This window comes from Shinella curvata (genome assembly GCF_022899935.1).
Lineage (GTDB): Bacteria > Pseudomonadota > Alphaproteobacteria > Rhizobiales > Rhizobiaceae > Shinella > Shinella curvata.
In genome coordinates, this window is sequence record NZ_JALJCJ010000011.1 from 51,103 (window position 1) to 75,905 (window position 24,803).

19 protein-coding genes are annotated in these 24,803 nt (G+C 63.5%); 10 read left to right on the forward strand and 9 right to left on the reverse strand.

What is annotated here, in order from left to right; genetic code table 11:
• Positions 1 to 58 precede the first annotated feature (58 nt).
• Positions 59 to 1,981 (forward strand): autotransporter assembly complex protein TamA, encoded by a 1,923-nt coding sequence (locus MUU55_RS27915; RefSeq protein WP_244764041.1) that lies wholly within the window; start codon positions 59 to 61, stop codon positions 1,979 to 1,981.
• A gap of 104 nt (positions 1,982 to 2,085) precedes the next feature.
• The gene (locus tag MUU55_RS27920) at positions 2,086 to 6,255 is read left to right on the forward strand and encodes a translocation/assembly module TamB domain-containing protein (RefSeq protein WP_244764042.1); all 4,170 of its coding nucleotides are present in this window, start codon (positions 2,086 to 2,088) and stop codon (positions 6,253 to 6,255) included.
• 19 nt (positions 6,256 to 6,274) lie between these two features.
• Here the strand turns inward: MUU55_RS27920 and MUU55_RS27925 are convergent, their stop codons facing one another.
• Complete coding sequence (locus tag MUU55_RS27925) at positions 6,275 to 6,715, reverse strand: Lrp/AsnC family transcriptional regulator (RefSeq protein ID WP_244764043.1); 441 nt, start codon at positions 6,713 to 6,715, stop codon at positions 6,275 to 6,277.
• Between the two features lie 135 nt (positions 6,716 to 6,850).
• Between MUU55_RS27925 and rocF the strand changes: the two genes are divergently transcribed.
• The 4 genes from rocF to MUU55_RS27945 all read left to right on the forward strand — a co-directional run bounded on the left by rocF (position 6,851) and on the right by MUU55_RS27945 (position 11,810).
• Entirely contained in the window at positions 6,851 to 7,786 is a 936-nt protein-coding gene (gene rocF, locus MUU55_RS27930) for an arginase (RefSeq protein WP_244764044.1), read from the forward strand.
• Positions 7,787 to 7,804: 18 nt separating this feature from the next.
• Positions 7,805 to 9,010 (forward strand): ornithine--oxo-acid transaminase, encoded by a 1,206-nt coding sequence (rocD, locus tag MUU55_RS27935; protein WP_244764045.1) that lies wholly within the window; start codon positions 7,805 to 7,807, stop codon positions 9,008 to 9,010.
• Between the two features lie 146 nt (positions 9,011 to 9,156).
• Entirely contained in the window at positions 9,157 to 9,633 is a 477-nt protein-coding gene (locus MUU55_RS27940; protein ID WP_244764046.1) for a chemotaxis protein CheW, read from the forward strand.
• Between the two features lie 395 nt (positions 9,634 to 10,028).
• A complete protein-coding gene (locus MUU55_RS27945) occupies positions 10,029 to 11,810 on the forward strand; it encodes a methyl-accepting chemotaxis protein (RefSeq protein ID WP_244764047.1) in 1,782 nt (593 codons plus the stop codon).
• Positions 11,811 to 11,876: 66 nt separating this feature from the next.
• Here the strand turns inward: MUU55_RS27945 and MUU55_RS27950 are convergent, their stop codons facing one another.
• From MUU55_RS27950 to MUU55_RS27980, 7 genes are all read right to left on the reverse strand, one after another.
• Positions 11,877 to 12,134, reverse strand: a complete 258-nt coding sequence (locus tag MUU55_RS27950) for a formate dehydrogenase subunit delta (protein ID WP_244764048.1) — start codon at positions 12,132 to 12,134, stop codon at positions 11,877 to 11,879.
• Positions 12,135 to 12,143: 9 nt separating this feature from the next.
• Positions 12,144 to 12,977, reverse strand: a complete 834-nt coding sequence (gene fdhD, locus MUU55_RS27955) for a formate dehydrogenase accessory sulfurtransferase FdhD (protein WP_244764049.1) — start codon at positions 12,975 to 12,977, stop codon at positions 12,144 to 12,146.
• Positions 12,978 to 12,985: 8 nt separating this feature from the next.
• Positions 12,986 to 15,865: a formate dehydrogenase subunit alpha gene (gene fdhF, locus MUU55_RS27960; protein ID WP_244764050.1), complete on the reverse strand. Its 2,880-nt coding sequence runs from the start codon at positions 15,863 to 15,865 to the stop codon at positions 12,986 to 12,988.
• Positions 15,866 to 15,919: 54 nt separating this feature from the next.
• Positions 15,920 to 16,135 carry a DUF4287 domain-containing protein gene (locus tag MUU55_RS27965; protein ID WP_244764051.1) on the reverse strand — a complete coding sequence of 72 codons (216 nt, stop codon included), beginning with the start codon at positions 16,133 to 16,135 and terminating at the stop codon, positions 15,920 to 15,922.
• Complete coding sequence (locus MUU55_RS27970; protein ID WP_244764052.1) at positions 16,132 to 17,688, reverse strand: formate dehydrogenase beta subunit; 1,557 nt, start codon at positions 17,686 to 17,688, stop codon at positions 16,132 to 16,134. Before MUU55_RS27970 ends, MUU55_RS27965 begins: the two co-directional genes overlap by 4 nt.
• Complete coding sequence (locus tag MUU55_RS27975; protein ID WP_244764053.1) at positions 17,685 to 18,164, reverse strand: formate dehydrogenase subunit gamma; 480 nt, start codon at positions 18,162 to 18,164, stop codon at positions 17,685 to 17,687. Before MUU55_RS27975 ends, MUU55_RS27970 begins: the two co-directional genes overlap by 4 nt.
• A gap of 184 nt (positions 18,165 to 18,348) precedes the next feature.
• Entirely contained in the window at positions 18,349 to 19,242 is an 894-nt protein-coding gene (locus MUU55_RS27980) for a LysR family transcriptional regulator (RefSeq protein ID WP_244764054.1), read from the reverse strand.
• 101 nt (positions 19,243 to 19,343) lie between these two features.
• Here MUU55_RS27980 and acuI point away from each other — a divergent pair, with 101 nt between their 5' ends.
• Positions 19,344 to 20,339, forward strand: coding sequence for an acrylyl-CoA reductase (NADPH) (gene acuI, locus MUU55_RS27985; RefSeq protein WP_244764055.1), 996 nt, complete (start codon positions 19,344 to 19,346; stop codon positions 20,337 to 20,339).
• 18 nt (positions 20,340 to 20,357) lie between these two features.
• Here acuI and MUU55_RS27990 read toward each other — a convergent pair whose 3' ends face one another.
• A complete protein-coding gene (locus MUU55_RS27990; RefSeq protein WP_244764056.1) occupies positions 20,358 to 21,128 on the reverse strand; it encodes an SDR family NAD(P)-dependent oxidoreductase in 771 nt (256 codons plus the stop codon).
• A 137-nt stretch (positions 21,129 to 21,265) separates the two neighbouring features.
• Here MUU55_RS27990 and MUU55_RS27995 point away from each other — a divergent pair, with 137 nt between their 5' ends.
• From MUU55_RS27995 to MUU55_RS28005, 3 genes are all read left to right on the forward strand, one after another.
• Complete coding sequence (locus MUU55_RS27995) at positions 21,266 to 22,036, forward strand: DeoR/GlpR family DNA-binding transcription regulator (protein WP_244764057.1); 771 nt, start codon at positions 21,266 to 21,268, stop codon at positions 22,034 to 22,036.
• 114 nt (positions 22,037 to 22,150) lie between these two features.
• Positions 22,151 to 23,668 carry a glycerol-3-phosphate dehydrogenase gene (gene glpD / locus MUU55_RS28000; RefSeq protein WP_244764058.1) on the forward strand — a complete coding sequence of 506 codons (1,518 nt, stop codon included), beginning with the start codon at positions 22,151 to 22,153 and terminating at the stop codon, positions 23,666 to 23,668.
• Between the two features lie 42 nt (positions 23,669 to 23,710).
• Complete coding sequence (locus MUU55_RS28005) at positions 23,711 to 24,793, forward strand: ABC transporter ATP-binding protein (protein WP_244764059.1); 1,083 nt, start codon at positions 23,711 to 23,713, stop codon at positions 24,791 to 24,793.
• Positions 24,794 to 24,803 lie beyond the last annotated feature (10 nt).

A 24,803-nucleotide genomic window follows, 5' to 3' on the forward strand; every position in this document is an offset into this window, starting at 1 on the left:
AGCTGCCGGTCCGCCGTAAGCCCCGCACCTTACGGAGAAAGGCGACGGATAGCTGCGGATGCGGGATAAAGTGAACCGGCCGGAAAAGAGTTTTGCGTTTCTGAAAGCTGGCACCGCGCTCGCGGTTGCTGCTGCGTTGGCCGTTGCTCCTCTTTCTGCCTCCCCCGCTTTCGCCTTCGAAATCTTCGGCATGAAGTTCTTCGAGGACGAAGAGGACACGGTCTCCGTCATCGACCCGGTCAACTATACGCTGACGCTCAATCCTGGCACCGATGACGATGACCTGAAAGAGGCGATCGAGAACACCGCGCTGCTCAAGCAGGACGAGGGCAAGCCGGTCTCGGGCGATCTCGGCCTCGTCATCAAGGCGCGCGATGACCGCGATCGCATTCTGGCCGCGCTATACGAACAGGCCCGCTATGGCGGCGTTGTGAAGGTCACGGTCGATGGACAGGATCTCGACCAATTGCCGCCCAACCCGGAATTTCCCAATCGCGGCGCCATTCCCGTCACGATCACCGTCGAGCCAGGCCCGGTCTTCACCTTCGGCGAGATTGCGTTTTCCGGCGATGCGGAGGGGCGAAATCCGGCCGATTATGGCCTTGTGGCGGGCGCTCGTGCCGATTCCACCATCATCCTGAAGGCCGGCGAGAAAATGGTCGTCGATCTCAAGGCGGAGGGCCGGCCGCTTGCCAAACTCACCGAGCGCAACGCGACGGCGGACCACAAGACGCAGACCGTCGACGTGGTGATCGCCGCCGAGGGCGGGCCGGTGGCACCTGTCGGCGACGTCGGCGTTACCGGCACCAAGACGGTCGATGCGGGTTTCGTGCAGCGCTATTCGCGCATCAATGCCGGACAGCCCTACTCACCGGAAGCCCTGAACAAGGCGGCGGAGCGACTGCGCACACTCGGCGTCTTTTCCAGCGTCACGATCCGCGAGGCCGACAAGCTGGCACCGGATGGCTCGCTGCCGATGACCATCGAGGTTTCCGAGGGCAAACACCGTTACTTCGGCGTCGGTGCCCAGGTGTCGAATACGGACGGCCTCGGCCTGCAGGGCTATTGGGGCCACCGCAACCTTTTCGGCCAGGCCGAATCCCTGCGCATCGAAGGTTCGGTCAGCCGCATCGGCGAATCGGCGCTCGGCGACATGGACTATTCGACGGCGATTCTCTTCTCCAAGCCCGGCGCCTTTGGTCCGGCATCGACCTTCAATGCCAGCCTCAAGGCCTCGATCGTCGATCCCGACGCCTACAAGGCGTTCACCACGACGGCGGCGGCCGGCGTCAGTGTCGAGCTTTCCGATCAGGATACGGTGAGCGCCGGCGGCGAGGTCATGTGGAGCGATGTCGAGGATGCCTTCGGCAAGAACAAGTACCTGACGGCTGCCATCCCGATCGAATATGTTCGCGACACGCGTGACGACAAGCTGAACCCGACCGAAGGCTATCGCGCGATGATCAACGCGAAGCCGACCTATGAAATCAAGCGCGGCACGTTCTTCTCCAGTTTCGAGGGCGCTATCACCGGCTACCAGGCGCTCGGCGAGGAAAAGCGTTTCGTCCTCGCCGGCAAGGTCGCTGCCGGCACGATCATCGGCGGCAACGAGTTGTCCGACATTCCGGCGACGCGCCGCTTCTTCCTGGGCGGCGGCGGCACGGTGCGCGGCTACGGATACCAGGAGATCTCGCCGCGCAACGGTAAGGGCAAGATCCTCGGGGGGCGCTCCTATGTGGCGGCGACTGCGGAGGCGCGCATCGGCGTGACGGAGACGATCGGCATCGTGCCCTTCATCGACGTCGGCACGGTCTCGACCGACGAAGTTCCCGATTTCAAGGATATCAGGGCCGGTGCCGGTATCGGTCTTCGCTACGCGACACCCTTCGGGCCGCTCCGCCTCGATGTGGCGGTGCCGCTCAAGAAGTATGACGGCGGTACATCCTTCGGGGTCTATGCCGGCATTGGCCAGTCGTTCTGACGGCCGCCCGAATTTCCGTCTAGACTCTTGATCGGCCGGGCGATTCGGATTCAAGACGGCCACGAGCGATTCTTTTCGCTCCCCGCACGCGAAATGGATGAAGCATGAATAGGCTGTCCCGAATTCTCCGCGCGACGCTCCGTTATCTCGGTTACGGCATCGTCATTCTTCTGCTTGTTCTTGTCGGACTTGTCGGTTTCGTCGGCTTTACCGACGCGGGCGCGCGTTTCGCCGTCGCCTATGTCGAGAAAATCGCCGCGTCGAGTGGACAGACGATTTCGATCAGCGAACCGTCAGGCCTGCTTACGGGGCGGCTCAGGGCGAAGACGATTACCGTCGGCGACGCGAAGGGCACCTATGCGGAGGTCAAGGATCTCTCCGTCGACTGGTCGCCGTTCAGTCTGCTCGGGTTCCGGTTCGACGCGCAGCGCATTTCGGCCTCTTCCATTTCGCTTCTGCGCCTTCCCGAATCGAAGGCGGACGCTGAAAAATCCGACACGCCCTTCACGCTGCCGGTCGAAGTGCATGTCGGTGCGCTGCAGGTGCCGGAGCTGTTCATTTCGGGCACCGTCGCCGGTCGCGATCAGCGTATCGTGCTTTCGGGCAGCGGCAATGCCACAGCCGACAGTGTGGCTGTGAAACTCTCCGCCTCCGAAAAGGCGCGTCCGGATGCGCGTGTCGTGGCCGATATCGTCTTCAATCCCGCCGACAACCAGCTTCGGCTCGAAGCCGACGTCGCCGAGCCGAAGGGCGGCATTCTGGCCGCTTTGCTCAAGCTGCCTGACGACCCGGCGATCTCGATCCGTCTGACCGGCGACGGTCCGCTGTCGCAGTGGAAGGGTCGCCTTTCCGCAGCACTCGACGGTACGGAGATGCTGCATGTCGACGGGCGCCACGACCTCGCGACGAACGGGCTGCATACGATCACGCTCAATGGCGGTGGCACGTTCGGTGCACTGATGCCGCCGCAATTGCGCCCGCTCTTTGCCGGCGAAACCGGCATCGATGTGATTGCCGCCTTCGACGGCTCGGACATGCTGCGCATCGAAAAGGGCGCGATCTCGACGGGCGCGATGACGCTGGCCGCTTCGGGTACGGTCAGCGCGAAGGGCGCAAACAACCTCGACGTCAAACTCTCCGGTCGCGATGGCCCCATCGATTTTCGCTGGCCGCTTGCCGAAGGCGACGCGCGGGTGCTGATCGCTGGCGCCGACGTGTCCCTCACCGGCGAAGCGAGTGCTGCTGCACTTGACGCCAATGCTTCTATCGTCTCCGCCGAACTGCCGGCCGGGCGTATCGAGAACATCCGTCTTACGGCAAGAAGCGATGCCTTCAATGTGGCAAGCCAGTCCGGCCGCATCGAGGCGACGGTGGAAACCGGCGTGACGGCCTTCGCCAATGCCGATCTTGACCGTACGGTGAAGGGGCCGGCCAAGCTTGTCGCGACGCTGGACGTGTCGCCGACCGAGATCGCCTTCGATCCGGCGACGCTCGAAAGCGCCAGCATCGGCGGCACGCTGTCCGGCCGCTATGGGCTCGCAAGCCGCGAGGCCGACGTCAGTTTCCGCCTCTTCGCACTTCCCGCCGTGCTGCCGCCGGCCCTTGCCGGCAAGGTCGATACGACGATTGCGATGGAGGGGCGCGTCCAGCTCGGCAGCAACGGCGCAATCGAGCTTTCCGGCCTCAACGTAAAGTCCGGCACGCTGGAGACGACGGGTACCGTCTCGCTCGACAGCGGCAATCTCCAGGCGGCGTTGAGCGGCAAGGTTCTGAACCTCGGCAAGCTGCTCGCCGATGCCAAGGGAGAAGCCGCCTTCGACCTGTCCGCGACCGGCCCCGTCGACGGACTGGATGTGTCGGCCAAGGTGACGTCCAGCGGAGCGACGCTTTCCGGCCGCACGCTGAGCGATCTCGTGGTGACGCTGAAGGGTAAGGCCGTCGCCGATAGTCCCGCGGGTGAACTGACGGCGACGGGCGCGCTCGACGGGCAGGCGATCAACGTGCGTTCCAGCATCACTTCGGAAGGTGGGCGCATTTCCGTGCCGGTGCTGGAGGCGGAGATCGGACCGAACACCTTGAAGGGTTCGCTCGCCCTGGCCGCGAACTTCATGCCTGATGGCACCATCCGCTTCGATTTCCCCGATCTCGGCCTGCTCGCCGCGATGGCCGGGCAGAAGGCAGCCGGCGACCTTTCGGGTCAGGTCGAAATCGCGACGAGCAATGGCAAAACCTCTGCTACCGTGCAGGCCTCCGGCTCGTCCATCAGCCGCGACGCCGTCAGCATCACCAGCCCGGCCGTCGATCTCGACATCACCGACCTTGCGACTGCCGCGATCTCGGGCACGGTTCGCGCTGAACGCGTCGCCTCGGGCGAGAACCGGCTGGACGCTCTGAAGCTCGAATTTTCACGCGCCGGGCAGGCGACCAATTTCGATCTCACCGGTCGTCTCGACGGTGCGCCGCTCATCACCAAGGGCCAGGTCCTCCAGCGTGAGGGTGGGCTGGATGTCGCATTGCAGGCCTTCGAGGCGGCCCCCCGGCGCATCGCGCTGAAGCTCGCCAGGCCAACGACGATCGGTGTGACCGGCGGGGTGGTCTCGCTCGAGGGGCTGACCATCCAGGCCGGACGCGGTTCTATCGCAGTCTCCGGCAAGGCGGGAGAAACCCTCGACCTGTCGCTGCGGCTCGACGCGCTGCCGGCGGCACTGGTCAACAACTTCGCTGCCGGCCTCGGTGCGGAAGGCACGATCGGCGGCACGGTAACCGTCAGAGGGCAGGCGGCAGCGCCCGTCGTCAACTATGCGCTCGATTGGGGCGGTGCGGTGACGAGCCAGACGCGCAGCGCCGGCATCGGCGCGCTGACCATCAGCGCCAACGGTGCCTTCGCGAACAACCGGGTGACGCTCGATACCGTGCTTTCGGGCGGCGGCGGGCTCTCCTTCCGGGGCGGCGGCACGGTCGGTATCGGCGGGGCGACGCCGCTCGGGCTCAATTTCCGGGGCACGGTGCCGTTCGGCCTGCTGCAGGGCCAGCTGTCCGCCCAGGGCTTCGTGCTCACGGGCAATGCCAATGTGGATATCGCCATCGGCGGTACAGCGGCCGCGCCCTCCGTCACCGGTAGCATAACGGCAGGCGGTGCGCGCCTCGTCGACGTGCGCCGCAATCTCGCGGTGGAGAACCTGACGATCCGCGTGACGATGGATGGACGGCAGGCCGTCATCGAAACGCTCTCCGGCAGAGTATCGAGCGGTGGACAGCTTTCGGCGAGCGGCCGTGTCGGTATCGACCCGGCGAGCGGTTTTCCGGTGGACGTGGCGATGCAGCTCCGCGACGTCACCTATGTGGATGGCACACTGGTGACCGCGAATGTGAGCGGCGACCTCACATTGCGCGGGCCGGTGGCCGGACTGGCGCTCGGCGGCAAGGTGCATATCAACAGGGCCAATGTCACCATTCCACAGCGATTGCCGGCGACGCTCTCCGAAATCAATATCAAGCATCGCAACGCGCCCGCCGAGGTCAAGCGTATGAAGGCCGATGTCAACCGTGATCAGGGAAGCAGCGGTGCGACGCGTGGCATCGCGCTCGATCTGACCATCGAGGCGCCCGGCCAGCTCTTCGTGCGCGGGCGCGGCATCAACGCGGAACTCGGCGGCAGCTTGAGGGTGACGGGGAGCTCCGTCACACCCATTGTTTCCGGCGGTTTCGAACTGGAGCGCGGGCGCATGGAAATCCTGACGCGCCGGCTCGATTTCTCCAGTGCGCATATCGGCTTCGCCGGCGGGCTGGTGCCAACGGTCAATCTCGTGGCGGGCAGTTCGGCCGGTACGACGGAAATCACCGTCACGGTGGCCGGTCTTGCCAGCAACCCGACCGTCACCTTCGCGTCGTCACCCTCGCTGCCGCAGGATGAAATCCTCGCTCAGCTGATTTTCAACCGCTCGATGTCGAATCTTTCGGCGGTACAGATCGCCCAGCTCGCCTCGGCGGCAAGCCAGCTGGCAGGCGGCCGCTCGACGGGCCTGCTCGACAGTCTGCGCAGCAAGCTCGGTGTCGACGATCTCGATATCACCACGGACGCTCAGGGCCGCGCCGCGGTGTCGGCCGGCAAGTACCTGAACGACCGGACCTATATCGAACTGAAGCAGGACCCCGAGACGAACGGCGCCAAGGCGGTTATCAACCTCGATGTCGGCCGCGGCCTGAAGCTGCGCGGCGAAGCGGGTAGCGGCGGCAGCGCCGGGGCGGGTATCTTTTACGAAAAGGAATATTGAGGCGGCTTGTCCGGCGCTTTCACGCCAACGCGTTCTTTGTCGTCTTCAAGAGAATATTCGTTTCCGTCACCGTGATGCCGTCGATAAGGCGAATGCGGTGCAGGGTCTCGTCGAATGTGCCGAGGTCGCGGTCCTCGAGCTCGGCGATGAAATCCCAACGGCCGTTGGTGGAGTGAAGGGCGCGGACCTGCGGCAGGCCGCGCAGTTGCGCGCTGACGCGGTCGGCCATCTTGCCGTGCACCTCGATCATCACGATGGCGCGCACGCCGCTGCCGGTCAGCTCCGCTCCGGTCTTGATGGTGAAAGCGGCAATCGTTCCGGATGAGACGAGCCGATCGATGCGCGCGGATACCGTGGCACGCGAGGCCCCGGTCATGGCGGCGAGTGAGGAGACGGGCATTCGGGCATTGTGGCGCAGCGCGCCGATCAAGGCGTGGTCGAGATCGTCAAGGCTTGCCATTTTGTCATCCAGTGTTTCGCAAAATGCTAAATTCGTCCATCTATTTGTCAGTTTTCCCTCTTTTTGCCAACGGTGTGAACGGCAATAATCGCGCAAAACCGGGCAAACCGGCTCTCACGCACCGGCGGGGAAACCATGGCTGAAAATGACAAGCATATCGCGCTGATTGGCGCACCCTTGGAAGAAGGTTCGGGCCGACGCGGCGCGGCAATGGGACCGACGGCGTTGCGTATCGCCGGCGTCGACACGACGCTGACCGATCTTGGACATACGGTGACGGATGAGGGCGACCTGCATCCCCTGCCGGCCCGCGATCTCGCCAACCATCCGAAGGCCAACAACCTTCAAGTCGTCGCGGCCTTCACGCGGGCTCTCGACACCGCCGTCTATGATGCGGCGCGCAGCGGAAAATTCCCGCTTATCCTTGGCGGCGATCATGCGCTCTCCATGGGCTCCGTCTCCGGCATGGCGCGCCATGCGGCCGATCAGGGCCGCCCGCTCTTCGTGCTCTGGCTCGATGCCCATGCCGACTTCAATTCGCCGGCAACCTCGCCTTCGGGCAATATGCACGGCATGCCCGTGGCCTTCTTCTGCGGCGAAGCCGAATTTACGCCGATCCTCGAAGCCGGTCGCCCGATGGTCGATCCGAAGAATGTCTTTCAGGTCGGCATTCGCTCCGTCGATGCGCGCGAGCGCGAGGAAATCGCCGAACATGGCGTCAATGTCTATGATATGCGCGCGGTCGACGAGATCGGCATGGCGCATATCATGCACGACATCATTGCCCGCATCAAAGCAGAGAACGGCCTCCTGCATGTCAGCCTCGACGTCGATTTCCTCGATCCGGAGCTTGCACCCGGCGTCGGCACCACGGTGCCCGGTGGCGCGACCTTCCGCGAGGCGCATCTCATCATGGAGATGCTCTGCGACAGCGGCCTTGTCTCCTCGCTCGATCTTGTCGAGTTGAACCCGTTCCTCGACGACCGCGGCAAGAGCGCGCGCATTCTCGTCGAACTGACCGCAAGCCTTTTCGGGCGCCGCATTCTCGACCGGCCGACCCGCAGCGCCTGAAAACAACCGGAGGACCCCATGACGCCGTCGACTGCCAGCCTGATCGAAACCGAGTACCGCCTCGGCGCCCACAACTACAAGCCGCTCGACGTGGTTCTGTCGCGGGGAGAGGGCGTTCATGTCTGGGACATCGACGGCAACCGCTACCTGGATTGCCTTTCGGCCTATTCGGCGGTCAATCAGGGTCATTGCCACCCGAAGATCCTGGCAGCGATGATGGAGCAGGCCGGGAAGCTGACGCTCACTTCACGCGCCTTCCGCAACGACCAGCTCGCGCATTTCTACGAGGAAATCGCTGCACTTACCGGCTCGCACAAGGTGTTGCCGATGAATTCGGGTGCCGAGGCTGTCGAAACGGCCGTGAAGGCCGTGCGCAAATGGGGCTATGAGGTCAAAGGCGTGCCGGAAGGGCAGGCCGAGATCATCGTCTGCTCCAACAATTTCCACGGCCGCACCATGGGCATCGTCGGCTTCTCGACGGATCCGGATGCGCGCACCGGCTTCGGTCCCTTCGCACCCGGCTTCCGCCATGTGCCCTTCGGCGATCTCGAAGCGTTCCGTGCGGGGATCAATGAAAACACTGTTGCCTTCCTGATCGAACCTATTCAGGGCGAGGCCGGTGTGCTGATCCCGCCGACAGGCTACTTCACCGGGGTGCGCGAGCTTTGCACCCGGCACGGCATTACGCTCATCCTCGACGAGATCCAGACGGGTCTCGGCCGCACCGGAAGGCTGCTGGCCGAAGAACACGAAGGCATCGAGGCGGACGTGACGCTGGTCGGCAAGGCGCTGTCGGGCGGTTTCTACCCGGTTTCGGCGGTGCTTTCGAACAGCGAGGTGCTTGGCGTCCTGAAGCCTGGCCAGCATGGCTCGACGTTCGGCGGCAACCCGCTTGCCTGCGCCATTGCCCGGGCCGCTCTGAAGGTGCTGGTCGAAGAGGATATGATCGGCAATTCGGAGCGCATGGGTGAGCGTTTCCAGGTCGGCCTCAAGGGCATACGGTCGAACCTCATCAAGGAAGTGCGCGGTCGCGGGCTGATGCTCGCCGTGGAGCTGGATCCGGCCGCCGGCGGCGCGCGCAAATATTGCGAAGCGTTGAAGGAGCGCGGTATCCTTGCCAAGGATACGCACGGCGACACCATCCGGATCGCTCCGCCCCTGGTCATCACCGGCGACCAGGTGGACTGGGCGCTGGAACAGTTCGAAGCGGTTCTGCGCACCTGACCGGACCTGACGTGACGGAGCAGAAGACAAGGTCTCGCGGCGACGCGGGGCCTTTTGCTTTTTCGGATGCGGCAAACGTTTGAAAGATTTTAACCAGAGCGTGCATAGGATCGAAACACGATGCAGACCAACCTGGAAAGATCCCGATGACCTCCATCAATACGGCCACCTTTGCCGGCGACACACTCGAAATCATCGCATTCCGCCTGCATGAGCAGGAATTCTGCGTGAAGACGACGACGATCCGTGAAATTCGCGGCTGGGCACCCTCGACGCCGATTCCCCATTCGCCGCCCGACGTCATCGGCGTGATGAACCTGCGCGGCACGGTCATCCCGATCATCGACCTCGCTCATAAGCTCGGCATGAAGAGCACGGAGGCGAACGAGCGCAGCGCCATCGTCGTCGCCGAGGTGCACAGCATGGTCGTCGGCCTCGTCGTCGATCGTGTCTCGGACATCCTCACCATTCGCAGCGAGCAGATCCAGCCGGTGCCCGAAGTGACCACCTCCTTCGACAAGGTTTACGCCGAGGGCATCATCGCCCACGAGAACGGCATGATCTGCTTCCTCAACCTCGCCCGCATGTTCAAGGAACGCGATGTCGAGGAAATGGCGGCCTGATTCGGCTCCATCCTTTCGGAAAATCGAGAACCGCCGTGCCCGTGCACGGCGGTTTTTTGTTTGTTGGCGGCGGGCGCAACTTTAGGGGGAGTTTGCGTGTGGTTGATGGAAGGGCGCTTACGTAGCGTCAGCACCATAAATATGGGCCTATTTGTAAGTTATTGTTATGTAAGTGAACTTAAAACTCGCCTACTGTCTTTCATCAATTGTTAAAGCTGTCACTCCATCTTTGATTGCAAATGCCCATCTTGCATGGGGCTGAAAGTCTCCTGCAAAGATTGACCCGAACAAATCCAGCATGGACCGCGTCGCGGCCCATGTGCAACGCCAGAAACTGACGACCACAGCGCCGGCAATCGGCATCAAGCCGTGGCCGTCGCACAAGGGGAAAGGTCATGCTTTCATTTGCAAAGTCCATGGATGCAGGCCACATCATCGACGCGCTGTCGCGCTCGCAGGCCGTGATCCAGTTCGATCTCAACGGCACCATCCTCACTGCCAACGAAAATTTCTGCAAGGCGCTCGGCTATGAGCTGAAGGAGATCGTCGGCAAACATCACCGCATCTTCTGTGAGGCCGCCTATACGGCGACGGAGGAATACCGCCAGTTCTGGGCGCGCCTCGGGCGGGGAGAATACGATTCCTCCAGCTACAAGCGCCTGCGCAAGGACGGCAGGGAGATCTGGATCCAGGCGAGCTACAATCCCGTCTTCCGCGGCGGCAAGGCCTACAAGGTCGTCAAGTTCGCCACCGATATCACAGAGGCGAAAATGCGGGCGGCGGAGGATGCGGCAAAGCTCAATGCGATTTCCCGGTCACAGGCTGTGATCGAATTCACCCCGGCTGGTGAAATCCTGCATGCCAATGAGAATTTCTGCGCGGGTCTCGGCTACGACCTTTCGGAAATCCGCGGCAAACATCACCGCATGTTCTGTGACCCCGCCTATGTGCAGACGCAGGATTATGCGGATTTCTGGAAGAACCTCGCCAACGGACAGTTCATCTCCAATGAGTTCGTGCGCTACGGCAAGGGCGGCAGGGAAATCTGGATCCAGGCCGCCTACAACCCGATCCGCGACCTGAACGGCCGCGTCTACAAGATCGTGAAATTCGCGACTGACGTCACCGAGCGCATGTCGGCGATCAATGCGCTCGGCAGCGGATTGAAGGCGCTCTCGGAAGGCGACCTGACGCAAAATCTCAAGACACCCTTCGTGCCCTCCATGGAAACGGTTCGCAAGGACTTCAACGAGGCTGTCGCCGGCCTGCATGAAGCGATGCGCACGGTCGAGGTCAACGCCAATGCGATTGCGTCCGGCGCCCAGGAAATCCGTTCGGCGGCAGACGATCTGGCCAGACGCACCGAGCAGCAGGCCGCCTCTGTGGAGGAAACCGCCGCCGCGCTCGACGAAATCACCACGACGGTCGCCGATTCGAGCCGCCGTGCCGATGAAGCCGGCTCGCTGGTCGCCAAGACCCGGACGGGAGCGGAAAAGTCCGGCGTCGTCGTCAAGAAGGCGATCGATGCCATGGGACAGATCGAGCAATCGTCCCGCGAGATTTCCAATATCATCGGCGTCATCGATGATATCGCGTTCCAGACCAACCTTCTGGCCTTGAATGCCGGCGTCGAGGCAGCCCGCGCCGGCGAGGCGGGCAAGGGGTTTGCGGTCGTGGCGCAGGAAGTGCGGGAACTGGCCCAGCGTTCCGCCAGTGCCGCCAAAGACATCAAGGCCCTGATCACGACGTCCGGCGAGCAGGTGAAAAGCGGTGTCGCCCTCGTCGACGAGACCGGGCGTGCCCTGCAAGAAATCCTTGCGCAGGTACAGGAGGTTCATACCAACGTTGCCGCCATCGTGGAGGGCTCCCGCGAGCAATCGACGGGTCTTCGCGAAATCAACATTTCCGTCAATTCGATGGATCAGGCCACGCAGCAGAATGCCGCCATGGTGGAGGAAAGCACGGCGGCGAGCCACGCCATGGCGCGTGAGGCTGATGCACTTCACGCGCTTATCCGCCGGTTCCGGCTTGCCGGAAACGGCGCGGCAGGCGGGCAGGGGGCGGTCCGAGCTCCAAGGGTCGTCGCCCCTGCCCCCACCGCCCATCTGCATGCCGTCGCCCGCACGATGCGTTCCCCCGGTGGAACGGCGGCAGCGGAGAACTGGGAAGAGTTCTGATCGCGGACAAGAATGAAAAGGCCGGCGTCATGCCGGCCTTTTTTTGCTTGAGGCTGAGAGGCTGCTTCAGGCCCGTGCGGCGGCCGCCGGCGGAACTTCAGCCGGCGCGGGACGGTGGATCAGCGGAACGGCCTGCAGGACGAGGCTGTCGAGGCCGGCGCCGCCATGGTTGTCGACGAGATCGAAGAGCTGGCGGCGCATGCGTGGCTCCCAGAACTTGTTGATATGGGTGGCCACGCCACCCGGACCTTCGCTGGCCGGCTGCGAGTGGAAGAAGGTGGCGATCTGGTTTGCCATCCTGATGATCTTGTTGCCGTCGGACATGCGTTTCTCCTACCCGTTTCCCAGGCGCCGCTCGGTGCCGGGCACGATGCGTTCCGCACCGGTGAAAATCTCGAAGTCCTCGCCGCGTACCAGCGCGATCAGCGTCATTCCGGCGTCTTCGGCCGTGCGGATGGCAAGTGCTGTCGGGGCGGATATGGCGATGATGAAGGGGCTGCCAATGATCGCGGTCTTCTGCACCATTTCGACGGAAACGCGGCTTGTGACCACGACCGCACCGGCCGCACCCGCATGGCCCGCCCGCCGTGCCGCACCGACAAGCTTGTCCAGCGCATTGTGCCGGCCGACATCCTCGCGCACCGCGATGAGACCCTGGCCCGGCACATAGAAGCCCGCGCCATGCACGGCGCGTGTCACCATGTGCAAAGGCTGCTGGCCGTTGAGAAGGCGCACGGCTTCGACGACCTGTTCCTCCATAAGCGTAAGTGATGACGAACGCACGGAGGGCGTGACGCGCACGGCCTGCTCGATCGATTCGATGCCGCAGAGACCGCAGCCGACCGGGCCGGCCATGTGGCGGCGGCGGGTGGTCAACGCGTCGTTCTGGGCGTCGGCGAGGCGGATTTGCAGGTCGATGCCCTTGTCCTCCGCCAGGACCTCGATGGTCTCTATCTCGGCGGGATCACTGATGATGCCCTCGGTCAGGCTGAAGCCGGTGGCGAAATCCTCAAGGTCGGCAGGTGTCGCCATCATCACGGCATGGGTCGAGCCGGCATAGGAGAAGGCGACCGGGGTTTCCTCCGGAACGAAGCGCTCGCCGTCGGCAAGCCGCCCGTTGCGGCGGGCGCTCTTTGCAACCTTGGTATGGATCGGAAAATCCGGCACGGGCGTTCCTATTCCGCTGCCTCCAGCTTGCCCTTGATGCGGCGGGACTGGCGCGACAGCTCGTCATATTCGACCTGCCAGTCGGACGGACCGTTCGACGGCGAGATCTGCACGGCCGTCACCTTATACTCCGGACAATTGGTCGCCCAGTCGGAGAAATCGGTGGTGATGACGTTGGCCTGTGTCAGCGGATGGTGGAAGGTCGTGTAGACGACGCCAGGCGAGACGCGGTCGGTGACGAGCGCACGCAGCGTCGTCTCGCCGGCGCGGCTTGCCAGCCGCACCCAGTCGCCATCGCGGATGCCGCGGTTTTCAGCATCATGCGGATGCATTTCCAGCCGGTCTTCCTCGTGCCAGAGCACATTGTCGGTGCGCCGCGTCTGGGCGCCGACATTGTACTGGCTGAGAATGCGGCCGGTGGTGAGCAAGAGCGGGAAGCGCGGGCCGGTCTTCTCGTCGGTCGCGACATATTCCGTACGGATGAACTTTCCCTTGCCGCGCACGAAGCCATTGATGTGCATGATCGGCGAACCCTGCGGGTTCTTCTCGTTGCACGGCCACTGCACCGAACCGTGCTTTTCGAGATAGTCGTAGGAAACCAGCGCGAAGCTTGGCGTCGTCGCGGCGATTTCGTCCATGATCTCTGAGGGATGACTATAGTTCCAGCCCAATCCCATGGCATGGGCGAGGTTCTGCGTGACTTCCCAGTCGGCATAGCCGTTCTTCGGCGTCATGACGCGGCGCACGCGGTTGATGCGGCGCTCCGCATTGGTGAAAGTGCCGTCCTTCTCGAGGAAGGTCGAGCCCGGCAGGAAGACATGGGCGTAATTGGCGGTTTCGTTCAGGAACAGGTCCTGCACGACGACGCATTCCATGGCGGCAAGGCCGGCGGAGACGTGTTTGGTGTCGGGGTCCGACTGGAGGATGTCCTCGCCCTGGATATAGATGCCCTTGAACGTGCCCTCGACGGCGGCATCCAGCATATTGGGAATGCGCAGGCCCGGCTCGTTGTTGAGCGTCACGCCCCACAGCTTTTCGAAGATCTCGCGGGTCGCCTCGTCCGAGATGTGGCGGTAGCCCGGCAGTTCGTGCGGGAAGGAACCCATGTCGCACGAGCCCTGCACGTTGTTCTGGCCGCGCAGCGGGTTCACGCCCACGCCCTCGCGGCCGATATTGCCGGTCGCCATGGCGAGGTTGGCGATGGCCATGACGGTGGTCGAGCCCTGGCTGTGCTCGGTGACGCCGAGGCCGTAATAGATCGAGCCGTTGCCGCCGGTGGCGAAGAGGCGGGCAGCACCGCGCAACGTTTCGGCCGGCACGCCGGTCAGCGCTTCGGTTTCTTCCGGGCTGTGGCGCGGTTCGGCGACGAAGCCCGCCCAGTCCTCGAATTCCGACCAGTCGCAGCGCTCGCGGATGAACGTTTCGTCGTAGAGGCCTTCCGTCACGATGACATGGGCGAGTGCGGTGACGACGGCGACGTTGGTGCCGGGGCGCAGCGGCAGATGGTAGGACGCCTTGATATGCGGCGAGGAGACGAGATCGATGCGGCGCGGATCGATGACGATCAGCTTGGCGCCCTGGCGCAGACGCTTCTTGAGGCGCGAGGCGAAGACCGGGTGGCCGTCCGTCGGGTTGGCGCCGATGACGATGACGACATCCGTATGCTCGACCGAATCGAAATTCTGCGTGCCGGCGGAGGTGCCGAAGGCCTGGCCGAGACCGTAGCCCGTCGGCGAATGACAGACGCGGGCGCAGGTATCGACATTGTTGTTGCCGAAGCCGGCGCGGATCAGCTTCTGGACCAGGTAGGTCTCCTCATTGGTGCAGCGCGATGAGGTGATGCCACCGATGGACTCCCGGCCATACTGATACTGGATGCGGCGGAATTCTGAGGCGACATGGGCATAGGCCTCTTCCCAGGTCACTTCGCGCCACGGGTCGGAGATCTTTTCGCGGATCATCGGGTTCAGGATGCGGTCGCGATGGGTCGAGTAGCCATAGGCGAAACGCCCCTTCACACAGGAGTGGCCGCGATTGGCCTGCCCATCCTTCCACGGCACCATGCGCACCAGCTCCTCGCCGCGCATTTCCGCCTTGAAGGAGCAGCCGACGCCGCAATAGGCGCAGGTGGTGACGACCGAATGTTCCGGCTGGCCGATCTCGATGACCGACTTTTCCGTCAGCGTCGCCGTCGGGCAGGCCTGCACGCAGGCGCCGCAGGACACGCATTCGGATTCGAGGAAATGTTCGTGCATGCCGGGCGAGACGCGGCTGTCGAAACCGCGACCCTCGATGGTCAGCGCGAAAGTGCCCTGCACCTCTTCACAGGCGCGCACGCAGCGCGAGCAGACGATGCATTTCGAGGGGTCATAGGTGAAATAGGGGTTCGATTCGTCCTTCGGCATCCAGCGGGCGTTGGTTTCGCCATTGCTGCGCGCCTTGACGTGGTTGTCGCCCTCGTAGCCATAGCGCACATCGCGCAGGCCGACGGCACCGGCCATGTCCTGCAATTCGCAGTCGCCATTGGCCGCGCAGGTGAGGCAGTCGAGCGGGTGGTCGGAGATGTAGAGTTCCATCACGCCCTTGCGAATGCTCTTCAGCCGGCTCGTCTGGGTATGGACGACGAGGCCGGGGGCGACCGGCGTGGTGCAGGAGGCTGGTGTGCCGTTGCGGCCTTCGATCTCGACGAGACAGAGGCGGCAGGAGCCGAAGGCATCGACCATGTCGGTGGCGCAGAGTTTCGGCACCTGAATGCCGGCCTCCATGGACGCGCGCATGATGGAGGTACCCTCGGGAACGGTGATCTCGTTGCCGTCGATGGTGAGTGTCACCATCTTTTCCGAGCGGGCGGCAGGTGTGCCGAAGTCGATTTCAGGAACGAGGGACATGGAAGCCTCCGGATCGTCTCGCGCCGCGTTTCAGCGGCGGCTTGGGTTCAATTCTTACGATTTCGTCTCGGCGAGTGTCGCCGCGACGAGGGCATTGGCATGGCCGTGGCCAAGACCGTGCGTTTCCTTGAGGAAGGCGACGATCTGCATATGCGCCTTGCCATCCTGCCCGCGCACGATGGCTTTCCAATGCTCGATCGGCTGGCCGTATTTCTTCTCGATGGAGGGGAAATAGGAGGCCGGGCCTTTGACCTTTTCCGTCTCGCTCATTCCGCAGCCTCCACCATCGGTGCCGGCGAAAAGTCTTCCGGGAAGTGGGTCATGGCGCTCATGACCGGATAGGGCGTAAAACCGCCAAGCGCGCAGAGCGAGCCGAATTTCATCGTGTTGCAGAGGTCGGCGAGCAGCTCGCGGTTCTTTTCCGGCTCGATCCCCTGCGCGATCTTGTCGGCGGTCTCGACGCCGCGCGTCGAGCCGATGCGACAGGGCGTGCACTTGCCGCAGCTCTCGACGGCGCAGAACTCCATGGCGAAGCGCGCCTGCTTGAGCATATCGACCGTGTCGTCGAAGACGGTGATGCCGGCATGGCCGATCAGGCCGTCCTTCGCCGCGAAGGCCTCGTAGTCGAAGGGCGTATCGAACAGCGCGCGCGGGAAATAGGCGCCGAGCGGGCCGCCGACCTGCACGGCACGGACCGGCCGGCCGGAGGCCGTGCCGCCGCCGATATCATCGACGATCTCCCCGAGCGTCAGGCCGAAGGCGGTCTCGTAGAGGCCGCCATGTTTGACGTTGCCGGCGATCTGGATCGGGATCGTGCCGCGCGAGCGGCCCATGCCGAAGTCGCGGTAATAGGCGGGGCCCTTGTCCATGATGATGGGCACGGAGGCGAGCGAAATGACGTTGTTGACGACGGTCGGGCGGCCGAGAAAGCCCTGAAGCGCCGGCAACGGCGGCTTGGCGCGCACGATGCCGCGTTTGCCTTCAAGGCTGTTCAGCAGCGCGGTTTCCTCGCCGCAGACATAGGCGCCCGCGCCGACACGGATTTCCATGTCGAAGGCTTTGCCGGAGCCGAGCACCGAAGGGCCGAGCACGCCGGCGGCGCGGGCGACCGCGACGGCTTCGTTCATGACGGCAATGGCATGCGGATATTCCGAGCGGGTATAGACATAGCCCTTGGTGGCGCCGGTCGCCAGCCCGGCGATGGCCATGCCCTCGATCAGCACGAAGGGATCGCCTTCCATGATCATGCGGTCGGCGAAGGTACCCGAATCGCCTTCGTCTGCATTGCAGACGATGTATTTTTGGGCGCCGGGCGCATCATGCACGGTCTTCCACTTGATACCGGTCGGGAAACCGGCACCGCCGCGGCCGCGCAGGCCGCTGTCGGTGACCTCCTTGACCACGTCGAGCGGAGCCATGGCGATGGCCTTTTCCAGGCCCTTCAGGCCGCCATGCGCCTTGTAGTCTTCCAGCGAGACGGGATCGATCACGCCGCAACGGGCGAAGGTGAGGCGGGTCTGGTTCTTCAGGAACGGAATCTCTTCCGTTCCGCCAAGACAGAGCGGGTGGGCCTTGCCATCCAGCAGGCCGGCATCGAGCAGGCCCGCGACATCGGACGGTTTGACCGGGCCATAGGCGATGCGGCCCTCGGCCGTTTCGACCTCGACCAGCGGTTCCAGCCAGTGCATGCCGCGGGAGCCGTTGCGTACGATGGCGATGTCGAGTTTACGGGAATGGGCCTCGGTTGCGAGCGCCTTGGCGACACGGTCGGCGCCGAGCGCAAGGGCTGCGGCATCGCGGGGAACGTAGATACGGACGGTCATCGGCGTGCCTCCGCGACGAGTTCTTTCGCCAGCTCCGCGTCGACCCGTCCGTGCACCTCGCCGTCGAGCATCGCGGCGGGTGCGCAGGAACAGAGCCCGAGACAGTAGATGGGTTCCAGCGTGACAGCCCCGTCCAGGGTCGTCTGGTGAAAATCGATGCCGAGCAGCGCCTTGACGCGTTCGGCGAGCGCGTCTCCGCCCATCGACTGACAGGCCTCGGCGCGACAGAGTTTCAGCACATGCCGGCCCGTCGGATGGTCGCGATAGTCATGATAGAAGGTGACGACGCCATGCACTTCGGCGCGCGACAGGTTCAGTTCACGCGCGATGACCGGCAGGCATTCCTGGGGCACATAGCCGAATTCGGCCTGGATTTCGTGCAGGATGGGAAGAAGCGGGCCTTCGAGCCCCTTCAGTTCGCTGACGATGGCCAGCGTTCTGGATCCGACATCGCTGCCGGTAACGTGCACATTCATGGTAGGCCTCCCAACCGACACGAATGAACCACGAGGAAACAAGGGGTTCTGACGCGCCGACACCATTGAAAATGTTCGGCGAAGACCGGAACCCTGTCGATCCCCGCAGACTTAGTCTAGCACCTTCTCAGCCGGGCGACGACGGGTCAATAAAGCAAAGCCGTTGGGTGATAGGAAATTCCTATCAATCCATCCCCTTTTCGGCAAGCACGCGTGCTTCGTGCAGCAGGGCGGAAACGAGCGGCGTGAACGGCTCGCGATGGGTGGCGACGAGGCCGACCGTATGATGCGGTTCGGGATCGACGAGGGAAACTATACTTATTTCGTCAGGAAATCCAAATGATTTTGCGACATTGCGCGGCATGATGCTCGACCAGCGCCCGGTGCGCACATGGGAGAACAGCACGATCATCGAATTGGCTTCAAGCGAAGGTTCCACGGTAACGCCGGCTTCCGCGAAGTGCCGGTTGATAATGCGGCGGTTCTGCATGTCGGCGGTCAATAGGCAGAGCCTAATACTGCCGGCTTCCTGCCAGGTCACGGTTTCGCGATCGGAAAAGGTATTTCCCCTGGCGGTAATCAGGCAATAGTGCTCGTGCAGCAGCGGCACGCTGGTGACACGGCCGAGCGGCTCGTTTTCAAGATAGGTCAGGCCGGCATCGATCTCGAGATTCTCAAGCAGGCCGAGGATTTTTATCGAGGTCGTCGAGACGATCGAAAACGTGACGTCGGGGTGCTTTTCCTGGAAAGGTGCGGTGATGCGCGGCACCATGGCGAGCGTCGTCGGGATGGCGGCAATGCGGATATGGCCGGAGAGGCCCTTTCGCGCCGCGCGCATCTCCTCGCGCATGGTGCGCGTATCGCCGACGATGCGGCGCGCCCATTCCAGCACCCGCTGGCCCTCGGGCGTCAGGCCCTGGAAACGCGAGCCGCGCACCACGAGCATCACGCCGAGCTGGTCTTCCAGCTGGCGGATCGCCGCAGACAGCGTGGGCTGCGAAATGCCGATCTCCTCGGCGGCCCGGGCAAAGTGCTTTTCGCGGGCGAGCGCGATGAAATATTCGAGCTTTTCTATCATGTGCGAAGCGCGCCTCCTTTCCCTTGATACAAAAGAACAGTGGCGGCACCAATGCCCCCGGCCCTATATCTGGTGCAGCGCAGGAACACAGGGAGCATGCGATGACGTTTCAGGCATTGTTGGTAGAAAAGACCGCAGATGGCGCGGTTTCCGCATCGATCCAGGAACTTGATGACACACGGCTTCCCGATGGCGATGTCACTGTCGCCGTCGAATATTCGACGCTGAACTACAAGGACGGGCTTTGCATCAACGGCAAGGGCGGGCTGGTGCGGACCTTCCCGCATGTACCGGGCGTCGATTTCGCCGGTACCGTGGAGGCTTCCGATGATCCGCGCTACCGCCCGGGCGACCGGGTGGTGCTGACGGGCTGGCGCGTGGGAGAAATCTGGTGGGGCGGCTATGCGACGCGCGCCAGGGTAAAGGCCGACTGGCTGGTGCCGCTGCCGCAGGAGCTTACGACCCGGCAGGCCATGGCGATCGGCACGGCGGGCCTCACCTCCATGATGTCCGTCATCGCACTGGAAAAGGCAGGACTGTCCCCACTGAAGGGTGAGGTTCTGGTGACGGGTGCTGCGGGCGGGGTCGGCTCGGTGGCTGTGGCGCTTCTGGCGCGGCTCGGTTATTCGGTCGCCGCCGTGACGGGGCGGCCGGAAACGGCGGAGTATCTCAAGCAACTGGGCGCGGAGACGATCATCGACCGCGCAGACCTTGCGGAGCCGAACAGCAAGCCGCTCGAATCCGAGCGTTGGGCGGGGGCGGTGGACGCGGTTGGCGGCGACATGCTCGCGCGCGTGCTGAAGCAGATGAAGTATGATGGTGCCGTCGCCTCGGTCGGCCTCGCGGCGGGTGCCGTCGTGCCGTCCTTCACGGTCGTTCCGTTCCTGCTGCGCGGCGTCAGCCTGCTCGGCATCGATTCGGTCAACCGGCCCTACAACCAGCGCGTCGACGCCTGGAACCGTATCGCCGCCGACCTGCCGATGGACAAGCTGGAGGCCATGGTGGTCGAACACCGGCTGTCCGATCTTCCCGAGCTCGCCAACCAGATTCTGGAGGGCAAGGTGAAGGGGCGCGTGGTCGTCGACGTCAACGCGTGATCGGCCTGACGGCGACGGTCAGCAGATAAGCTGGCCGCCGTTCACTTCCAGCACCTGGCCGGTGATGTAGCCGGAGAGCGCGTTGGAGGCGAGGAAGAGATAGGCGGGGGCGCAGTCCTCCGCCGTCCCGAGCCGCTGCAGCGGGATCGTCTTGCGCGTCGCTTCCAGCTTCTCGGCGGACGAGTAGCGTTCGTGAAAATCCGTCGTGATGGTGCCCGGCGAGACGCAGTTGACGCGGATGCCATCCGGTGCCAGCTCGCGGGCAAGACCCTTCGAATAGGTGGAGACGAAGGCTTTCGTCGCCGAGTAGATCGCCGAACCGGGGCTGCCGCCCGTCAGCGCCGAGATCGACACCGTGTTGACGATGGCGGCGTGCGGCGCGCGGCGCAGCGACCGCAGCAAAGCGCGCGTCACTTCGACCACGGAGGTCTGGTTGAGGCGCACGACGGTTTCGTACTGCTCGTCGGTCAGATCCGCTGCCGGGAAGCGGCCGACCATGGTGCCGGCATTGTTGATGAGCACATCGACATGCGGAAAGAGGCTGTCCACACGCTCCAGGATCGCGCCGATGCCGCCTTCCTCCAGGAAATCCGAATAGACGATGTGGGCGCGGGCTTCCGCGACGGCGGTTTCGAGGAATTCCGGCAGGGGACCCGCCGGTGCGCGACCCCCATGCAGCAGCACGTGGGCACCGCAATCGAGGAACTGCCGGGCGATTTCCAGCCCGATGCCGCGGCCGGCCCCCGTCACGACGACATTGGCGCCCTTGAACAAGGCTGGATGAAACATGGTCTGTCCTCCCGGTCACCTGCGATCCGCCCAGTATCACAAAAACCGGGGCGCACTCCAAGAAGGCAGGATCGATCAATTGATGTGCTTTCGTTTTTGCATATGATGAAAAAAAACGAAAGCAGTGGGAGGTGCCTATGTTTCTGACGGGTCGGCAGGCGGAGATTCTGGATCTCGCCAAAACCGAGGGCCGCGTGCTCGTGGAAGACCTCGCCGCGCGCTTCTCCGTGACGCCGCAAACCATCCGCAAGGATCTGAACGACCTCTGCGACAACAAGGTTTTGACGCGTATCCATGGCGGCGCGCTCTTCCCGAGCGGCAACGAGAATGTAAAATACGAGGCGCGTCGCTCCATCGCAGCCCCCGAAAAACAGGCGATAGGTCGCGCCGCTGCCGGCGTCATTCCGGACAATTCCTCGCTTTTCATCAATATCGGCACGACGACGGAAGCCGTCGGCGAGGCACTGCTCGACCACAAGGAATTGATGGTCATTACCAACAACATCAACGTCGCCAATCGTTTGCGCGTCTATCCCTCAATCGAGGTGGTGATCGCCGGCGGGGTGGTGCGCGGCGCGGACGGCGGCATCGTCGGCGAGGCGGCGGTCGATTTCATCCGCCAGTTCAAGGTGGACTATGCCGTCATCGGCGTTTCGGCCATCGACGAGGACGGTGCGCTGCTCGATTTCGACTATCGGGAGGTGAAGGTGGCGCAGGCGATCATTGCGAATGCCCGCCATGTCATCCTGGTTTCGGATTCGACGAAATTCGAAAGAACCGCGCCGGTGCGCATCGGTCATCTGTCGCAGGTCCACACTTTCATCACCGACAGCTGTCCTTTCGAGGGCATTCGGGCCATTTGCCAGGAGAATGACGTGCGTCTGGTCGAGACGACTTCACAGGCATGACATCGGGACGTGGTATTCCTTCTCGCATTCGTTTGACATTCGAAATGTTTTCGTTTTAACTCCTCTTGCTTTCGCAACTGCGCAAAATTGTGCAATGCGAAATGGGAGGGGAACTTGGACGGCAACGTGATCCGCGATATTTTTGTCATCGGTGGCGGCATCAACGGCTGTGGCATTGCGCGCGACGCTGCCGGCCGCGGCTATTCGGTCGTGCTTGCCGAGATGAAGGATTTTGCCTCCGGCACGTCTTCGGCCTCCACCAAGCTCATTCACGGTGGCCTGCGTTATCTCGAACATTACGAATTCCGCCTGGTGCGCGAAGCGCTGATGGAGCGCGAAGTGCTCTGGGCGATGGCGCCGCATGTCATCTGGCCGATGCGCTTCGTCCTGCCCTTCCAGAAGGGCGGGCCGCGTCCGGCCTGGCTCATCCGCCTCGGCCTGTTCCTTTATGATTATATCGGCGGCCGTAAGCTCCTGCCGGCGACCAGCACCGTGGATCTTGCCAGGGATCCGGCCGGCGGGCCGCTCAAGAAGCTGTTCCGCAAGGCTTTCGAATATTCCGACGGTTGGGTGGACGATGCGCGCCTCGTCGTGCTGAACGCCCGCGACGCCGCCGACCGAGGTGCGGATATCCGAACCGGTACGAAAGTCGTCACGGCGCGCCGCGAGAACGGTCACTGGAGTGTCGAGACGGAGAATGTCGAAACCGGTGCCCGCGAGACGGTGCGTGCCCGCATGCTGGTCAATGCGGCCGGTCCGTGGATCGACAAGGTCCTGTCCTCCGCCTTTGGCCGCAACGACGTGCACAATGTCCGTCTCGTGCAGGGCAGCCATATCGTCGTGAAGAAGAAATTCTCCGATCCGCGCGCCTATTTCTTCCAGAACCCGGACGGGCGTATCATGTTCGCCATTCCTTACCAGGAAGAGTTCACACTGATCGGCACGACCGACCGCGATTATCAGGGTGATCCCCGCGATGTCCGCATCAGCGACGAGGAAATGCGCTACCTTTGCGCCTCGGCGAGCGAGTACTTCGCCGAACCGGTCACCCGCGACGATATCGTCTGGACCTATTCCGGCGTGCGCCCGCTTTTCGACGACGGCGCCAGCAAGGCGCAGGAAGCCACGCGCGACTACGTGCTGAAGGTCGAGGGCGGCGATGGTCAGGCGCCGTTGCTCAACATCTTCGGCGGCAAGCTCACCACCTACCGGCGTCTCGCCGAATCGGCGCTGGAGAAGATTTCGGAATCGATCGGCGCCAAGGGCGATCGCTGGACGGCAACGTCTCGCCTGCCGGGCGGCGATTTCAAGGTCGATGGCTTCGATGCGGAAGTTAAGGCGCTCTCCGCGCGCTTCCCGTTCCTTGCCGCTGCCCATGCCCGCCGGCTCGTACGGCTCTATGGCACGCGTGCGTCATTCCTGCTGGAGGGCGTGAAAAGTGCGGCGGATCTTGGACGGCATTTTGGCAGCGATCTCTACGAGCGCGAAGTACGCTGGCTGATGAAGGAAGAATGGGCCCGGCACGCAGAAGACGTGCTGTGGCGGCGGACCAAACGAGGCTTGCACCTGACGGCCGCGGAAGCGGCCGCACTGGAGGACTACATGGCGGCTGCACAGGCGGCGCCCCACTAGCACACCCTGATCCGGTGGCTGGGAGGAACGACGGAGATAGGAATGCTGGAACTTAGAAACATCGCGAAGGTGGCGGGGGCGGAAACGCATATCCACCCCACCAATCTCGTGCTCGAGCGCGGCTCGCTCAACGTGCTGCTTGGCCCGACGCTATCGGGCAAGACCTCGCTGATGCGGCTGATGGCCGGTCTCGACAAGCCGACCTCCGGTTCCGTCTGGTTCGACGGCAAGGACGTCACGGGTGTGCGCGTGCAGGACCGCGGCGTCGCCATGGTCTACCAGCAGTTCATCAACTATCCTGCGCTGACCGTCTACGAGAACATCGCCTCACCGATGCGCATCAAGGGCACCGACGCCGCCACCATCGACCGCGAGGTGCGCAAGGCGGCCGATCTCCTGAAGCTGACGCCCTATCTCGATCGCACGCCGCTCAATCTTTCCGGCGGCCAGCAGCAGCGCACGGCGCTTGCCCGCGCCATCGTCAAGAATGCCAGCCTGGTGCTGCTCGACGAGCCGTTGGCCAATCTCGATTACAAGCTGCGCGAGGAACTGCGCCTCGAACTGCCGAAGATTTTTGCCGCTTCCGGTGCGATCTTCGTCTATGCGACGACGGAACCATCGGAAGCGCTGCTGCTCGGTGGCAATACCGCGACCCTTTCGCAGGGCCGCATCACCCAGTTCGGCCGTACCATCGATGTCTATCGCCGCCCGATCGACCTCGTGACCGCCCGTACCTTCGCCGACCCGCCGCTCAACACCATGCAGGTTCTGAAGGCCGGCGGCACGTTCAAAGTCGGCGGCAAGCCGGTTCTGCCGGTGCCGGCGCATCTTTCGGCATTGCCGGACGGGCCCTGCACCATCGCCTTCCACCCGCACCATCTTTCGCTCGGCAGCCAGAACGCGGCCTCGGCCAGCCTTCAGGCGCGCACGGCGATCTCGGAAATCGCGGGTTCGGAGAGCTTCATCCATATCGAGTTCGAGGGCAGCCGCTGGGTCATGCTCTCGCCGGGCATTCACGACATCGAGCCGGATGCGGTCATCACCGTCCATGTCGATACGCGCCACCTGATGGCCTTCGGTACGGACGGCAAGGCGATCGCTGAACCGGCCGTCGCGGCGGCTTGAGGAGGAGACC

Coding starts and splice junctions, on each gene's coding strand:
- MUU55_RS27950 (WP_244764048.1), bottom strand. CDS start 12,134: ATGTCCGACGGCAACAAGATCATCAGGATGGCAAACCAGATCGCCACC.
- MUU55_RS27940 (WP_244764046.1), top strand. CDS start 9,157: ATGACCTCCATCAATACGGCCACCTTTGCCGGCGACACACTCGAAATC.
- MUU55_RS27970 (WP_244764052.1), bottom strand. CDS start 17,688: ATGACCGTCCGTATCTACGTTCCCCGCGATGCCGCAGCCCTTGCGCTC.
- rocD (WP_244764045.1), top strand. CDS start 7,805: ATGACGCCGTCGACTGCCAGCCTGATCGAAACCGAGTACCGCCTCGGC.
- rocF (WP_244764044.1), top strand. CDS start 6,851: ATGGCTGAAAATGACAAGCATATCGCGCTGATTGGCGCACCCTTGGAA.
- MUU55_RS27945 (WP_244764047.1), top strand. CDS start 10,029: ATGCTTTCATTTGCAAAGTCCATGGATGCAGGCCACATCATCGACGCG.
- acuI (WP_244764055.1), top strand. CDS start 19,344: ATGACGTTTCAGGCATTGTTGGTAGAAAAGACCGCAGATGGCGCGGTT.
- MUU55_RS27925 (WP_244764043.1), bottom strand. CDS start 6,715: ATGGCAAGCCTTGACGATCTCGACCACGCCTTGATCGGCGCGCTGCGC.
- MUU55_RS27915 (WP_244764041.1), top strand. CDS start 59: ATGCGGGATAAAGTGAACCGGCCGGAAAAGAGTTTTGCGTTTCTGAAA.
- MUU55_RS27920 (WP_244764042.1), top strand. CDS start 2,086: ATGAATAGGCTGTCCCGAATTCTCCGCGCGACGCTCCGTTATCTCGGT.
- MUU55_RS28005 (WP_244764059.1), top strand. CDS start 23,711: ATGCTGGAACTTAGAAACATCGCGAAGGTGGCGGGGGCGGAAACGCAT.
- MUU55_RS27995 (WP_244764057.1), top strand. CDS start 21,266: ATGTTTCTGACGGGTCGGCAGGCGGAGATTCTGGATCTCGCCAAAACC.
- MUU55_RS27965 (WP_244764051.1), bottom strand. CDS start 16,135: ATGAGCGAGACGGAAAAGGTCAAAGGCCCGGCCTCCTATTTCCCCTCC.
- MUU55_RS27980 (WP_244764054.1), bottom strand. CDS start 19,242: ATGATAGAAAAGCTCGAATATTTCATCGCGCTCGCCCGCGAAAAGCAC.
- fdhF (WP_244764050.1), bottom strand. CDS start 15,865: ATGTCCCTCGTTCCTGAAATCGACTTCGGCACACCTGCCGCCCGCTCG.
- MUU55_RS27990 (WP_244764056.1), bottom strand. CDS start 21,128: ATGTTTCATCCAGCCTTGTTCAAGGGCGCCAATGTCGTCGTGACGGGG.
- MUU55_RS27975 (WP_244764053.1), bottom strand. CDS start 18,164: ATGAATGTGCACGTTACCGGCAGCGATGTCGGATCCAGAACGCTGGCC.